This window comes from Bacteroidota bacterium, from assembly GCA_026391695.1.
Classification (GTDB): Bacteria; Bacteroidota; Bacteroidia; order Bacteroidales; family JAGONC01; genus JAPLDP01.
The window spans coordinates 1-15,758 of the sequence record JAPLDP010000065.1; the positions used below are offsets into that span (position 1 = coordinate 1).

Sequence of the window (15,758 nt, forward strand, 5' to 3'; positions counted from 1 at the left end):
AAGCAAAAAAGAAAAGCTGTTAATATCGAGAATAACTCTCCGGGTTATTTCCCGAAATTAACAGCAATATCAACACAATCAGTATTAATAAATTCAATTAAGAAAAGCGAAATCGTGGTCTAAAGAATGGGGAGTAGCATATTATTCAATCCGTAATCGTTGATTATTTATTAAATAGATTTTCCTTAAAATGTTAGGCTATAATGTCTAAATTTACTAAATATATTAATTGATGAAGGAGGAAAAGGTGCAGGTATTTTTCTGCAAAATCCAAATGTGGGGCAGGAGATGAAGTTGAACAAGGCGAAGCTGAGAATGGGCCGGGAGAAGAAGCATGAAGGATGAAAGATTAAAGACTAAGAATTTTTCATTTTGTATGTTTCATCCTTCATGCTTCATCTCCTGGTTTATTTTTACCTCAGCAAAATTATCTTCTTCACATCTTTCTTCTCATTATTCACTTCGAGGGAATAGATATATCCACCCTCACTTTTAATTTCCGTTTACCCCTTCACCTGTCTTGTAAACTGAACCCCTAGGGTTCAGATATTGGTAGAAATGGGAATTATCACGGAATGTTCGACCCCGTAAGGGTCGGATGTTATGTTTATTACATCCAATTCTACCAATATGCGATGCCTACGGCATCAATTTCAATCCTTTGAAGCACGGATAAGCAAAATCCATGTGCAGGCCGGGAGATGAAGTTGAACGAGGCGAAGCTGAGTGAAATCCCGATGAATATCGGGAGATGAAAGATGAACTCCAATCTTTCATGTTTGTATCATCATATTTTATAACCGATTTTATTCTTAGGTATTTCTAATTTTTTTTGACTTAACGCATCAATTTTTTCAAGAAGGTATTTGAATATCTTATTAATCTTTTCATCCAGAGCTTTCAGCTCTTTTCGCAGGTCTTTATTTTCAATTAATAGAGCCCTGTATTGTGCAAATGCTCTCATGATTTCAATATTGACCTGAATAGCTTTTTCTGAATTAAGTACAGAGGAAAGCATTGCCACTCCTTGTTCTGTAAAGACCATAGGGAAATACCGCGTCCCTCCTCTCTTTGAGGTCGCAAATTGCGACCTCAAAGATTCGAATTCTTCTTTGGTCAGTTCAAACATAAAATCGTCAGGGAAACGGCTGATGTTTCTCCTCACCTGCTCTTTCAACCTTTTGGTTTCTACTCCATAAAGAGCCGCAAGATCAAAGTCGAGCATGACCTTGAAACCTCGAAATTCATAAATCAGAGATTGATAATCTGACCGGATTAATGCTTTTTCCATATACAATTAATCCCCAAATCGAAGAAATGTTACCCATCCCTCATCTTTCATTTTTCATCCTTCATTCTTCTTCTCCCGCCCCTCTATCTGGATGGAATCGCCTCAATTAATTTCCGGGTATAATCACTTTTCGGATTTTCATAGATCGCATCCGCCTCGCCTATCTCTTCGATCTTGCCATCTTTCATCACAGCTATCCTATCCGACATGAATTTCACCACCGACAGGTCATGTGAGATAAAGATGTAGGTGAAGCCAAATTCGTTTTTCAGCTCATTGAGGAGATTAAGGACCTGCGCCTGGATGGAGACGTCGAGGGCAGAGACGGATTCATCACAGATGATGAATTTCGGATTGACAGCCAGAGCACGTGCAATGCAAATACGCTGGCGCTGGCCGCCGGAAAACTCATGCGGATAACGGTAGAAATGACTTTCATCGAGATCAACCTTCTCAAGCAATTCCATGGCTTTTTGCTTTCGCGCCTTTTCATTCGTAAAAAGACCATGGACTTTCATAGGTTCCATGATCGCCGTTCCGGCTGTCATACGCGGATTAAGCGAAGAATAGGGATCCTGGAAGATGATCTGAAGATCTTTGCGTAAACTGCGAAGATCTTTCAGGGTTAGCCCAGGGATATTCTTCCCCTGATAAATAGCTTGTCCTTCGCTCGCTTCTGCCAGGCGCAGGATGGTCCGTCCAAGTGTGGTCTTTCCACAGCCCGACTCACCCACAAGACCGAGCGTTTCGCCGGGATAAACATCAAAGCTGACGTCATCCACCGCTTTGATATAGTTTTTTGTTCTACCGAAAATACCTTTGCGGACAGGGAAGTAGGTCTTGAGGTTTCTCACCTGAAGCAATGGATTTTTATTATAGAGATCATGGTGGTTGGCCTGCCTCTCGTCCTCAGATACCAATATCTCCCCGGTGATTCCATTAAGAGTGGCATCTCCGGGATGGCCTTCAGATTTATTGAGAAAATCCGCAACCGTAGGCAACACTTTTAGTCGCCTGTCAAGGCGTGGCCGGCATGCCAGAAGCCCCCTGGTATATGGATGCTGCGGATGGTTAAAGAGCTCACTGACTTTCCCTGATTCGACAATTTTACCTTTATACATAACAACTGCCGAATCGGCTATTTCAGCCACCACACCAAGATCATGGGTGATGAAGATGATACCCAGACCATACTTTTGCTGTAGCGATTTCATCAATTCAAGGATGGTTTTCTGGATGGTGACATCAAGCGCAGTAGTTGGCTCATCGGCGATAAGAAGGGACGGACTGCATGACATAGCCATGGCGATCATCACCCGTTGTTTCTGTCCGCCTGAGAGCTGGTGCGGGTAAGAATGAAATATATCCTCCGGCCGTGGAAGCTGCACCTCATTGAAAAGTTCCAGTGTTCTCTGCCTGGCTGTTTTTCGGTTCAGATCCTCATGGTAGAGAATGGCTTCCATGACCTGTCTCCCACAGGTATGCACAGGATTCAGCGAGGTCATCGGCTCCTGGAAGATCATAGCGATATGCTTTCCACGGTATGCCTGCATCTTTTTCTCGGGAAGCTTTAGCAGATCGATATTGTCGTTGTCCTGATTATGGAAGATGATCTCGCCGTTTGTGATCCTGCCCGGAGGATCAGGAATGAGCCGCATGACCGACAGCGCTGTGACCGACTTGCCCGAACCGGATTCCCCCACAATACCGAGGGTTTCACCTGTGTTTAATGACAGGGAGACATTATCAGCAGCCCGTACGATTCCATTTTCCGTTGAGAATTCAACTGTGAGATTTTTGATTTCAAGTAGTGGCATACTGTATATTAGCGGATTTACCTCTCCAAAGTTAGTTCTTTTAGCAGACATTCCAGTTTTCCCCGACATAGAAGTCCATTTACAGGGTCACAATAGTGGATTTCTCCGATAAACAATTAACAGACTCACTTATGCAATTGCTGGATGACTTTCTTTCTCTTTTTTATCCCAGCATATGCTATGCCTGTGGGTCCAGCCTGTTTCACCAGGAAGAGATTATTTGCACCTCCTGTTTGTACCATCTGCCGCGTACAAATTTCCATCGTGATCCGGAAAATCCTGTAGCACAAACGTTCTGGGGCAGGATACCGGTACAATCAGCGACATCGTATTATTATTTCAGTAAAAAAGGGAATGTGCAACACCTGTTGCATCATCTGAAATATAAAGGGCGAAAAGAGATAGGCATATACATCGGACGGCAGTTCGGATATGAGCTAAAGGAAGCCGACCTGTTTAAAACCTCCGAGGTTATCATTCCTGTTCCGCTGCACCTCAAAAAGCTGAAGAAACGGGGATACAACCAGAGTGAACAGTTTGCGCTTGGATTAGCGTCAGCAATGAACATTGAACTGGATGTGTCATCGCTGATCAGATGTAAACCTTCAGAAACCCAGACCAAAAAATCGCGTTTCAAACGCTGGGAGAATGTGAAGGATATTTTTACCATTTCACCCGGAGCAAAACTGGCCGGCCGGCATATATTGCTCGTGGATGATGTGATCACCACCGGAGCAACACTCGAAGCCTGCGCCGAAGCATTATTCAAAATACCTTCCATTAAACTGAGTATCGCAACAATCGCTTACGCACTTCACTAAATATTTCAATTAGTAAGTATCAGATATCCAGTCTCATAGGGGAAAGAATACCCTCACACTATCGAAAAAATTGAATTTTTTTGTAAAATATTCAAAATTCTCTTTAACTTTATCGGCCTTTTCAGTTTAACCCTAATCAGCCTTTCATGAGAAAATATTTACTGTCAGTTTTATTTTTCTTTGCTTTTACATGTGTGGCTCTTGGACAAACCACCCTTCCAAATATGGGCATGAATGAATGGGCAATGGATACCAGTGGCTATTACGAGGAGCCCACAGGTGGTGTATGGACTACAGCCAATAAGGTCTGTCTGTTGAATCCGGCAGTCTTTAAGGTCACCACATTTAAAACAACTGATGCGAATTCAGGTGCCTATGCGGCAAGGATCGTCACCGATACTGTTGGCCTGGAAGGTCCTGACCTTCTGCTGACAGGAACACTGGCGACCGGCACTTTTGATGAGCATGCTTTTCCACCGGAAAACCTGAAGATGGGCATGCCGTTTACCGGACGGCCAACACGGTTTAAAACATGGTTTAAATATTTGTCTGTAAACCACGATTCCTGCGATATGTGGTGTATGCTGACAAAATGGAATCCTGAAAAAATGGGCCGCGATACTATTGGAATGGCCTGGTATACCGATTCGGTGCTGGTTAGCCAGTATACTCTTTTAGATACGCTGATTACGTATTATTCTGAAGAAAATCCTGACAGTATTGCCCTGGTATATGCACCAAGTGCCGCCGGTGACCTATTCCTGGGACAACATGGAAGTACACTATTTGTTGATGACATTACTCTTGAATACTCCAATGGATTCAACATGGTTTTAATGCCGGAATTAGACGTAACATGTTATCCAAACCCGGCTAATCAAATCATACGGTTTGAAATGAGTGAGGAGGTAAAAGATGTTCAGATGCAGGTGTTTGATGCAGAGGGGAAAATAATGTCATCCCTTTTCTTTTCCGGAAGAATAGTATCGGTCGACTTGAAAGGGTACGCTGATGGAACTTATTATTATTATCTGAATAAAGGTCTTACTCCTCTTAACAGTGGTACATTTTTGAAATCGGGTCATTAGTATTCACTAACAATACTGGTATGACTTATTTCTACAGGTTATTGATGGTATTTTTTCTCATCCCCGTTATGGCCATTTCACAGGATGACCAGAACATGTCACTTGGGGTTAGGTGTGGCTTAAATATCGGAACACCTTATGTCAAACCTGAAAAAGGGTCGACGGGTGCATTAGGCATTGGACCACGCTTGGGTTTTTTCCTGCGGCTAAAAGTCAATGACCGGTTTGACCTGCAGTGTGAGGCCCTCTATTCAGTTAAAGGAGGAACTTATGGTACGCCTGTGTCAGGTGATACCGTCTATGAACAGGTCCTCTTGGGTGTGACATATTTCATTCCAACATTCTATAAAGGTTATGTGGAAGGAAAATTCGATAACAGGTATATAGATTTTCCATTACAGGCCAGATATCTGCTAAGCCAGCGGTTTAACCTGATGTTTGGGCCACAGATATCCTATCTGCTGAAGGGTAAAAATTCCGGCCTTGCCGATATTGATATCGGTATGAACTATTCACATGTATCTGATGAGCCCTTTGATACCAGTGATCAGATAAACAAATGGGATTACAGTTTCCTTTTCGGCTGTAATTATGAGACATTCGGAGGCCTGAATGCGGATATTGGCATCAGCTTTGGCCTGAGATCCATTTTCAAGGAAGGCTATAATCTGGCAGAAGGCACTGTCCGGAATATTTACCTGCAGTGCTCGCTTGGATACCGCTTTGGTGCTCATAACATTCAGTAACCGGTCGAACTGTTACAGTCTGCCTCCGACTACACAACACTCCTTATATCTTTGAACTGTTCCCTGAAGATTGAAAACTTCAACAAGAACAACATAGATACCCACTAATACCCTTTCGCCCGTATCATTCAATCCATCCCATGAGAGGACACCTTCAGATCCAATAAGTCTGTTGTTAGCAAGGTGCCTGACCAGCCGGCCGTTTGAATCATATATGGAAATGCTGGCAGCATAACCTGGTTCGTTCAGCTTGTAGCTGATGTTAAGAATATCGTTGAACCCGTCATTGTCGGGTGAAAATATCTCAGGATACACCTTTACCGGATTCTCTGGCTTTAGGTAAGTGCTAAACTGTGAATTTTTATAGGCAGGTGTTGCAAAGCCGGCATTTTCCGATGCGGAGTGCCAGTTTGTCCGGTCTTCTGTCGGCCGGTCATAATTGACACGTTCAAGTGAAACACCCTCGGTGGAGTTCAACAGACTGAAATGATAATCGGATGAATAGGTGAATTTATCAATGATCCTGTTATCATTTTTTCCGGAAAGGACGACAATTCCATGATCCTCATTATATCCCGGAAAAGAAGACATTTTAATAAAACCATCGGGATTCGTTGTCAGATAGTCTGCCTTTACTTTTTCAGGATCGACGGTCAGTACCAGATAATCTTCAGGAAACATCAGAAAGCTTTGTCCGACAAGGGGCTCTGCTGATGTGATGGCAGAGGTCATGGTATCGTATGAGGCCAGTGCCAGGTCATAGAGATCAATAATCTGGTTCGAACGGTTGTAAATCTCAATAAAATCGGCACCATCATCTTTCTGATCGGTCAGTATCTCATTAATCACTACGTCCATATGTCCTGCTGTCCCGGGCAATCCTATCTTCCTTGACGTATTAAACGTGACGGCATTTCCCAAACAATCTGTCAGGGTATCCTTTAAATAGAGCAGATACGGTGTGTTTTTATTCAATTCTTTGGAAAATTCAAGTCTGACAGCACGGTAATCGGGTGGTACGGGATTAAGATTTACCGGATAACCGATATCCCCATCAATAAAATAGCCTAAGGGATTCAGAAGAGTCAGGCTATCCATCTTTTCATTGAAAGTTATGATGATATTCCGGGAATCAAGGATGGAAAGCCCGTATATAGCAGGATGTGTGGTATCGGGATTGGAGGCAAGAACAGAGTTGCTTCTGCCGGGTGTCCCTCCTGATGCGTCAATGGAAGCTATCCAGTTACCTGTTTCACAGCATGGATTTAAAGGATCAATTTGTTCCAGCGACCATCCGCCGTTCCTTTTGAAATCTTCTTTGTACCATTCCTCAGTATATGTTACAGAATGGATCACTTGTCCGGCAAGGTTCTTCAGTGTTATGGTCGTTCCTGAATTATTTAATGATGAGGTGGAGGAAAATAGACTGACATTTTGCCCGTAAGCACTGAGGGCATTATCTTTTGTGACCATCAGAAAACTGTCGGGCAGGAGGGACACCTCCGGGAATATGGCATGTGATGAACCATATTCAAGTTCCCATCCTGAGAGGTCGACAGGATAAGGCAGCCTGTTGTGAAGTTCAATATATTCATCTTCCGGCAGGTCAACAGCAGGTGCCGGATTGGCCATGATTTCATTGATTACTACATCGAAAGCTCCAGGTTTAATAAAGGTAAAAGTGAGGGTCACAGGAATTATGGAATTCCCCTCAATATCAGTCAGATCAGTAACGAATAATTCATAGGTTATGCCGCTTTCGAAAGTGTCGTTAAATGTCAGCACGACCATAGCTGGTACCTGGTTGTCCCTGACAGTTGTGATGGGATTACCAATACCACCGGATAGGAAATAATTGATATTTGTTTCGGCTGTGATTTCATCGACAGGTTCAGAAAAGAAGAGACTTAGCTGGTTTTCAGAAAGTACCTTTACAGAGGTGATTTCAGGAGGTACGGTATCAGTGATAAAAGGTCCGGCATAAACGTCATCGAAAAAAAACCGTGTGCTGTTGCTGCTGGTATAATTGCATAGAAATCCAAAGTACGAAAAGTCACCGACGATGGTATCCATACCGGAAGCATCAATAGTATATGTCCAGGTTCCTTCGGGCTTGATATAGATTTCCCATTCATCGTTAATGAATTTTCTGATTTTATAGCTTATGGAAGATGGACCGGCGATAAGACCTCCGGTTCCTGTGCATATGGAGACGACAGAGGATCCGGTTTGCCGGAATAATTCAATGGCATCGTCGGACCCGGCTTCTCCCAGCTGAAGGAAATAACCATTTAATGGTGCCTCCAGGTTTATCTGATCCGCAGCAAGATATACTCTCGCAAAGTTGTTGGAGGAGGGGCTGAACTGCAGCTTCACCCAGAAATCCCATTCCATGATGCTGTCAAATGTAAAAGGTACCGACAGGAAACTGGTACCAGATCCTGAGGTATTCAGCTGCAACTGTGACTCTAAATTTACAGTAAAATCCTGACTGTCACCCGACCAGAAAGGATTTTCTGTAAAATCCCCATCGAAGAAATCATCATATAACTGAGCCATTACCGGCTCATGAGCCACGAAGAGCAAAATCAGAATAAATATCAGGCAAATCCTTGAAGTCATTTTGTTGTAGTATTTCATGAAAATAAAATCTTTTTCTTTTTGTAATTAATCAATTTATCAGGAAAATGTGACCCAAAGGATATGATGGCAGAAGCAAAAATCCTGAACGACAGCTACTTTAGAGTATATTTTCGTCGGGTGACGGAGCACGAGTTTAAAAGCTTTATTTTTGCCTTCCAAACTGGTGAAAGTGCAGATTCATAAAAATATTGACGACTTCCCATACATTCCTTATCCTGTAGTGAGCATAGGAACTTTCGACGGGGTTCATCTCGGTCATCAGAAGATTATCAGCCGTATGAAGGAAATTGCCCGCAGCAGGAGCGGGGAAACAGTCATCATTACTTTTGATCCCCATCCACGCCGGATCATTTATTCGGATAGCTGGGACATGAAGCTCATCAATTCCTCCAAACGCAAAATCGACCTTCTCGCCAGAACAGGGATTGGCCACCTGCTCATACTTCCATTCACAACAGAGCTGGCAGATATGTCGTCGGATATATTTATTAAAGATATTCTTGTCGTCAAAGTCCATGCAAAAATGGTTGTGGTCGGTTATGATCATCATTTTGGCAAGGACCGCAAAGGTGATTATAAAAGCCTGGAAAGTTACGGTAAAGACTTTGGTTTTGATGTTGAAGAGATTCCGGTAGAGTATATTGACGGATTGGCAGTAAGTTCTTCGAAGATAAGAAAGGCATTGAATGACGGGAATATTCATCTGGCAAACAGATTTTTAGGTTATGAATATTCCATTCAGGGAACTGTCGTCGGAGGCCAGAAACTCGGACATAAACTGGGCTTCCCAACGGCCAACATCGAGATCGACGACAAGTTAAAGCTTATTGCGGCCAATGGCGTTTATGCCTGCCGTGTGAACTGGAAAAACCAGAAATTCCTGGGCATGGGAAATATCGGCATCAGGCCGACACTCGAAAAACATGACCTGACTATTGAGGTACATATCTTTGATTTTGATAAGGATATTTATGGCGACGACCTGACCATTTACTGGGTCGAACGGATAAGAGACGAGGTCAGGTTCAGGGATCTCGATGCCTTAAGAGAACAACTGGTCATAGACAAAAAAACCGTGCTTGCCTTTTTCGGTCGTTAATCAACATTCCGCTATTGTTCGGTCCATCAACTGCCGCATGTTTGTAATACATGCTTAAGGACTTCTTGTGATTATCAACCCCATTTCGACAATACCTGTTATTTCGGGCCTGGGAATGAGATCTTCGATTTCGACTTTGAGGATTCCTTTTTCCCAAAAACGGATGTCCTGCTTCAAAGGGAATGTGACTTCCAAAATGCCATGGTCATCCTGTCCGATGAATGTGCCATCAGCCTTGACCATATCAAAATTATATTCCATTATTCTTTCTTCACCCGATGGCATTTTCATGATTACATTAATATACAGGTTCTTAAAAGGATAACGTGTGGTATGCCTGACAGAAAGTATGATGTCGTAGTCATGTTTGGTATTTTCCAAAGGGATCTCAAGACGGACATATTCAAAACGCGACCAGGTTTGATTTGGGAACTTGTAATAACATTCTGTCGGCTTATCATATTGGCATGAAAAAAGAAAAACTGACAGAAAGAGAAGAGTAAATGGTACGATGAATATTTTTCTATCAATCATAAATCAGAACAGAAATTTTTGACAAAAATATAAAAGAACAGAGTAAAGCATCATGGTTTCGGATAAGATGACTTTACTATTTGTAGTTTTGTATCAGCAATATATGAGACGATGGCCAAACAAAGGTTCTATGTGGTATGGGAAGGAAGGGATACCGGTGTCTTTGAACATTGGAAAGATTGTGAGAAGCAGATCAAAGGATTCACTGGTGCAAAGTATAAATCATTTCCGACAAGGGATCTGGCTGAAGAGGCTTTTCATCACGACTACCGGTTATATATGGGTATTGATTTCGGCAAGCCAAGGAAGAGCGCTGAAGAACTGAAAAACATTGGCTTGCCAGTTCCTGAAAGTATCAGTGTTGATGCGGCATGCAGCGGTAACCCCGGGGTGCTGGAATACAGAGGCGTCGATACAGGTACCGGAGCTGAAATTTTCAGACAGGGACCTTTTGATCAGGGTACAATCAATATAGGAGAATTCCTCGCCATCGTCCACGCATTGGCTTTTCTCAAAGAACGTGAAATAGACATACCGGTATATTCCGATTCCAGGAATGCCATCAAGTGGGTAAAAGATAAAGAAGCCAGAACCAAACTTCTAAAAACCGATAAAAATCAGAAACTCTTATACCTGTTGGATCGGGCGGTAAAGTGGCTGCACGCAAATGACTATCCTAATCCTGTTCTCAAGTGGGAGACATCTGTCTGGGGAGAAATACCCGCCGACTTCGGCCGCAAATAATCCCTTTTCTCTTCGCAAAAATTTTCATTTCAAGGGTCACAAAATGACCTTTTTTTGATTAACCATTGAATGTGGGTTCGATTTACAATTTGAATCTTCAATGTGAACAGTTTATCAAATCTTTAATAAATTAAAATGTGGGGATATGAAGAGAACAGGATTACTGATCATGAAAACGATGCTGATCATGATGTTAATGAACAACTATGTATTTTGTCAGACCCTTCTTGTACCGGGTGATATAGCCATCACTGGGGTGAACATGGATAACCCGGATGAATTTTCAGTGGTATTCCTCGTCGATGTGCAATCAGGAACAGAAATACGTTTCACTGATAATGGCTGGAAAGCCGATAGTACGTTTCGTACCGGCGAAGGTATTGACATATGGATAGCCAATCAGGATTATGATGCCGGCGACGAAATCATCATTACACCGGAATCAATGGTGTTATCCAGCGAGGGAGATCAGATACTGGCTTATCAGGGGGATGGAACAGATCCTCAGTTTATCACCGCCCTGAATAACGAAGGCGATCATGTGTGGCAGTCCGATGCTACAAATTCCAATACATCCGCTTTGCCATTGGGTCTCATAGATGGTTATACATGTGTTGCTCTGCAGGAAACGGATAATATCATCTACAATAGAATTGATACCACCGGTACCAGAGAAGAACTGCTTGCTGTGATCAATGCCTTTACCAATTGGGCAGGTTCAAATACTGTGCGACAAACCCTCTCAACAATCGGGTATGTGGTGACTGTTTTTGGCGGACAATTTCCCGACAGGCTAAAAATTATTTCTATAAATAATGGATATCATCCGGTCGTGGATCTTGGCTTTGATGTGGTCATCCAGGCTGAAGATTCCTTAAGCACACCATTACCTGTGCAACAAAATACAATAATTTCATTGACCAAGGTTGCCGGCAGTGGCACTCTTGATGGTCCCCTTTCAGATACTATGTATGCAGGTTCTTCATCAGTCACCCTAGCTGGTGTTTTGTACGATGTGGCTGAGAGTAATGTAACGATTATGGCAGCTGTGGTCACCGGTGATGGGTTGGACTCAGATACAAGTGAATGGTTTAAGGTGATCACGCTGCCAGACATCGTTATGAATGAAATACATTATAATGGACCGGAAACAGGGGAAGATACAACTGAATTTCTGGAAATGTACAATGCCGGAATTGATACTGTTGAACTTCAGGATTACAGCTTTACACAGGGCATATCATTCATTTTTCCTCCGCAGAGTTCTGTCTGTCCCGGTGAATTTATCATTCTGGCAAAACAGGAGAATATATATTCTGGTCAGGGTTATCAGGTTTTTGAATGGAGTGGGGGAACTTTGGAAAATGGAGGGGAAACTTTGGAGTTTACCGATCCCATGGGGCATCTGATTGACCAGGTCACCTATGGAAACAATGACGAATGGGGTAATGGTGCACCTGATGGTTACGGACCCTCGCTTGAGCTGAATGATCCTGAAATGGATAACAGCTTATCGGTAAACTGGAGGGCAAGCTATAATAATGGCGGGACGCCGGGCGGACCGAACAGCGAACCCCCTCTATCTGCTCAGTGGTATGGAGGCACACCCGGTCAGGAACATAACTGGGCTGTGCCTTCCAACTGGCAGTTGCAGGTCGCTGCCGGACCAACCTCCGACGTGACCATCCTGTCACCCACTGATGAAATACTTATTGTCGATAATAATTTCAGTTGCAATGATCTCATCATGAATCCGGGTGCACATCTGACTGTTGCATCGGGATTCACTTTGACCGTCAACGGCGATCTGCTTCTGGAATCCGATTCTACCGGCTGTGCCTCTTTGATGCTGCAGGATAATTCTGCCGTGGTTGAGGTACTCGGAGCTACTTATATGCAGCAATATCTTACCGGCGGTGTCGTAAAAGATCCTGACAATGCAGTTTACCATTATTTATCCTCACCGGTAATTGCCGCTGTTGCCGGGGATGTCTTTCCCGGATCGGCCTATGTGCGCCGGTATAATGAACCTGCACAGGTGTGGGAAAACCTCACATCTACTGATATTCTTGAAGTCATGAAAGGATATTCGGTATGGCTGGAGGGGGGCAGTTCAACAGTCAGTTTTGAAGGCACCTTAAATACAGGTGATCAGATGTTTGATAATATGATTTTCACTGACCCCGGCATTCCAAATTATAACCCGGATTATGCCGGGTACAACTTGGTCGGAAATCCCTTTCCTTCTGGTATCAACTGGGAACATCCTGATGTCGTTAAGACGAATATTGATGATGCCATATATTTCTGGAATCCTGAGCTGGGAGGGTATTCATCATATATAGATGGTATTGGTAACAATCCGGAAACGACAGATTCCATCATCCCGCCATTGCAGGGATTTTTTGTGAGAGTAAGTCAGATTGGTAATTCAGGTAGCCTGGCCATGAATAATAGCGTCCGTCTCCATGATGCCGGTGCTTTCTATAAAAGTGTTCAGCCGGATGTTCTGCGAGTGTCGGTTACCGACGGATCAGTGCAGGACCAGACTACGATCAGGTATAAATCTTCATCCACACCCGGGTTTGATTGTTTCTATGATGCATTCAAGCTCTTTGGATCTGCCGGAACTCCACAAATATACTCCTTGAGCAATGAAAATAAAATGTCAATCAACACATTGCCTTCAATAGACGAAAATGGGGCAGTACCTATCGGCTTTTATGCCGATCAGTCTGAAACCTATTGCATTTCTGTGAGTGGCACGGATAGTTTTATTCCTGAGATTTCAATATCCCTGGAAGATCTGAAAGAGAATATAATCATTGATTGCCGCTTACAGCCTGCGTATGAGTTTGATTATGAATTAGGTGAAAATGAAAACAGGTTTATAATACATTTTACTTCAGCGTCCAGTACTGTTGAAAATCCAGAGGATGGCGTAACTATGCACAACTTTGGCAAAGTCTTGTACCTGTGCCCTTCAGTAGATCAGAAAGTGAAGGAGGTGTACGTTTATAATTTAGCCGGGAGTCTCATAATGCATTTGTGCCCTGAGGTCTCAGGGATTATACCTGTAAGAATGGTCGGCACACAAACTGTTTATATTGTCAGGGTTGTTACAGAGCAAAGTATCTATACAAAAAAGATCATGATTAATTAATTGGGATATTTATGAAACGGAAAATTTCAGGAATCATCAGCGCTATCAGGGTGATGGCATTGTTGATAGCTTATCTTGGTGCTCTGCAAATAGCTTTTGCACAGCCACAACCAAGTGAGAACGGAGATGGCTCAGATACCGATGGAGAACCTTTGCGTGGTGCAGCACCCATAGGCAGTGGCATCACCGTACTTTTACTTATGGGCGCCGGGTATGCGGCAAGGAAGATTTATAATGCCGGTAAAAAGCCTGAAAATACTGAAAAAAGTATTGAAGGCTGATAAGAGAAGGAACCAAGGTAGTGATAATGTATCCTTTCATAGATAAACTTTCACCGCTCAGGAATGTTTTACGCTTTATCGTTATCACTTCAGTCATTCATGTTCTTTGGCGACTTTGGGAATATCAGCTGGATTATTTCCCTGTAGCAGTAGCTGTGCAAAATGTCTCCAGGTTGCTTGTCAGGATTATAACATCACAGAGCGGTCGGATAGTGAAAAACATTTTTGATAACGAGGCATTCTTTACAGGGCAGATCATATACCTTGGCAGTTACGGACACTTGGAGATCTTTGAGGGGTGTTCAGGCCTGAAGCAGTTTGCTCAATTTGGGATACTGATTTTGTTATGCCCTGGTAAATGGTATAATAAAATCTGGTTTATACCATCAGGCATAATAATAATTCATATTACCAATATTGTCAGGATGGTAGGACTCTCACTGGTTATTATGAATTACCCTGAATATTGGGAATTCACTCATAATATTCTGTTCAAATGGCTCTTTTATGCCGTGATCTTTGGTTTGTGGGTATTTTGGACAGACTATTTACCTGTTACTCGAGTTCAAAATAGGTCTGTCCTATTTCATTGTTATCCGAAAACATAGTGACTACATACTTTCCCTCCATCATTGGCTCATTGGTGTTTTTAATCCAATAGGTGCATTTTTCTACAGGCTTCTGATCATATTGCAAATTTTCCAGTATGGAGTATTGCAAACGTTCACCATTATAAATGAAGGAATATTCCTCGCCACGGCCTTTAACAAGGATCATATTATCCGGACGTGATATACGGATATAGACATCTTTGACGCCGCTGGGAATCAGTACATTTTCACCAATGGTGAAACAAATTTTGATTTTGTCAACTTTGCGTGCTTTTGTTGTTTCCTTTTCTTTATCTGCACTTCGCCACCGTATTCCGGTCGCACTGATATTGTATGCCGTCAGGATAGTTGCCTGAGTGATCTTTTGGGTCAGTTGTTCTTTATCCTTTATCAGCTCCGAACTTTTTTTCTGTTCTGCTGTCAGGTCTTGCCTGATAGCTACATTTTCTTCCTGTAAAGCCTGGTTTACCCGGTAAAGTGAATCAATCTGATGGAGATAACCTTGTGAAATCTCACGCAGATGATCAAGTTTTTTCTTGATCTTATAATATTCCCATTCTGTGTTAAGTAATCTTTTAATCTCACTGGCGTTCGTAAGGATTACACTGTCTTTTATTGCCAGTGTATCGACAAGGTCACTATATTCTTTTTTAACTTTCTCATGTTCAGCCATAACAGAATCCAACTCTCCCTGTAACTCTATACGGATACTTTCCTTTTCGCTTGTGAGTTTATTCACTTTGGTTCTGTTGGCGATGAAAAGCCATAAAAGAACAATAATAAAGGCCAGCAGAATGATGAAAAGAATGCTAAATCTTGAAGTGGATTTCTTTTCATCTTTTGTATTTCCCTGATTGTTATACAGATCATTCATGGGGCACTTTTATTATTTAAACGTTTTTCACCGGAATTTATTATGG

At 42.6% G+C, this 15,758-nt stretch carries 13 protein-coding genes; 8 read left to right on the plus strand and 5 right to left on the minus strand.

All coding sequences use genetic code 11. The features are described 5' to 3' along the window. Positions 1-787 precede the first annotated feature (787 nt). Positions 788-1,291 (minus strand): ORF6N domain-containing protein, encoded by a 504-nt coding sequence (locus NT175_08210; GenBank protein MCX6234691.1) that lies wholly within the window; start codon positions 1,289-1,291, stop codon positions 788-790. Between the two features lie 83 nt (positions 1,292-1,374). Then, positions 1,375-3,159, minus strand: coding sequence for an ABC transporter ATP-binding protein (locus NT175_08215; GenBank protein ID MCX6234692.1), 1,785 nt, complete (start codon positions 3,157-3,159; stop codon positions 1,375-1,377). A 44-nt stretch (positions 3,160-3,203) separates the two neighbouring features. Here NT175_08215 and NT175_08220 point away from each other — a divergent pair, with 44 nt between their 5' ends. The 3 genes from NT175_08220 (at position 3,204) to NT175_08230 (ending at position 5,763) form a co-directional block, all read left to right on the plus strand. After that, the gene (locus NT175_08220; protein ID MCX6234693.1) at positions 3,204-3,929 is read left to right on the plus strand and encodes a phosphoribosyltransferase family protein; all 726 of its coding nucleotides are present in this window, start codon (positions 3,204-3,206) and stop codon (positions 3,927-3,929) included. Positions 3,930-4,075: 146 nt separating this feature from the next. Continuing rightward, on the plus strand, positions 4,076-5,017 hold the full coding sequence (locus NT175_08225; GenBank protein ID MCX6234694.1) for a PCMD domain-containing protein: 942 nt from the start codon (positions 4,076-4,078) through the stop codon (positions 5,015-5,017). Between the two features lie 20 nt (positions 5,018-5,037). Further along, positions 5,038-5,763 carry a porin family protein gene (locus tag NT175_08230; GenBank protein ID MCX6234695.1) on the plus strand — a complete coding sequence of 242 codons (726 nt, stop codon included), beginning with the start codon at positions 5,038-5,040 and terminating at the stop codon, positions 5,761-5,763. A 12-nt stretch (positions 5,764-5,775) separates the two neighbouring features. On the opposite strand, the gene NT175_08235 is transcribed toward NT175_08230, so the two are convergent. Further along, positions 5,776-8,403: a lamin tail domain-containing protein gene (locus tag NT175_08235; protein MCX6234696.1), complete on the minus strand. Its 2,628-nt coding sequence runs from the start codon at positions 8,401-8,403 to the stop codon at positions 5,776-5,778. Positions 8,404-8,554: 151 nt separating this feature from the next. Here NT175_08235 and NT175_08240 point away from each other — a divergent pair, with 151 nt between their 5' ends. Next, on the plus strand, positions 8,555-9,505 hold the full coding sequence (locus NT175_08240; GenBank protein MCX6234697.1) for a bifunctional riboflavin kinase/FAD synthetase: 951 nt from the start codon (positions 8,555-8,557) through the stop codon (positions 9,503-9,505). 54 nt (positions 9,506-9,559) lie between these two features. Here the strand turns inward: NT175_08240 and NT175_08245 are convergent, their stop codons facing one another. Next, positions 9,560-10,039, minus strand: a complete 480-nt coding sequence (locus NT175_08245; protein MCX6234698.1) for a gliding motility lipoprotein GldH — start codon at positions 10,037-10,039, stop codon at positions 9,560-9,562. A 111-nt stretch (positions 10,040-10,150) separates the two neighbouring features. On the opposite strand from NT175_08245, the gene NT175_08250 reads away from it, so the two are divergent. The 4 genes from NT175_08250 (at position 10,151) to NT175_08265 (ending at position 14,835) form a co-directional block, all read left to right on the plus strand. Further along, positions 10,151-10,783 carry a ribonuclease H family protein gene (locus NT175_08250; GenBank protein MCX6234699.1) on the plus strand — a complete coding sequence of 211 codons (633 nt, stop codon included), beginning with the start codon at positions 10,151-10,153 and terminating at the stop codon, positions 10,781-10,783. 145 nt (positions 10,784-10,928) lie between these two features. Next, positions 10,929-13,946: a lamin tail domain-containing protein gene (locus NT175_08255; protein ID MCX6234700.1), complete on the plus strand. Its 3,018-nt coding sequence runs from the start codon at positions 10,929-10,931 to the stop codon at positions 13,944-13,946. 11 nt (positions 13,947-13,957) lie between these two features. Beyond that, complete coding sequence (locus NT175_08260) at positions 13,958-14,227, plus strand: hypothetical protein (protein ID MCX6234701.1); 270 nt, start codon at positions 13,958-13,960, stop codon at positions 14,225-14,227. A 26-nt stretch (positions 14,228-14,253) separates the two neighbouring features. Then, the gene (locus NT175_08265; GenBank protein MCX6234702.1) at positions 14,254-14,835 is read left to right on the plus strand and encodes an archaeosortase/exosortase family protein; all 582 of its coding nucleotides are present in this window, start codon (positions 14,254-14,256) and stop codon (positions 14,833-14,835) included. On the opposite strand, the gene NT175_08270 is transcribed toward NT175_08265, so the two are convergent. Further along, positions 14,783-15,712 (minus strand): hypothetical protein, encoded by a 930-nt coding sequence (locus NT175_08270; protein ID MCX6234703.1) that lies wholly within the window; start codon positions 15,710-15,712, stop codon positions 14,783-14,785. The genes NT175_08265 and NT175_08270 overlap by 53 nt on opposite strands. Positions 15,713-15,758 lie beyond the last annotated feature (46 nt).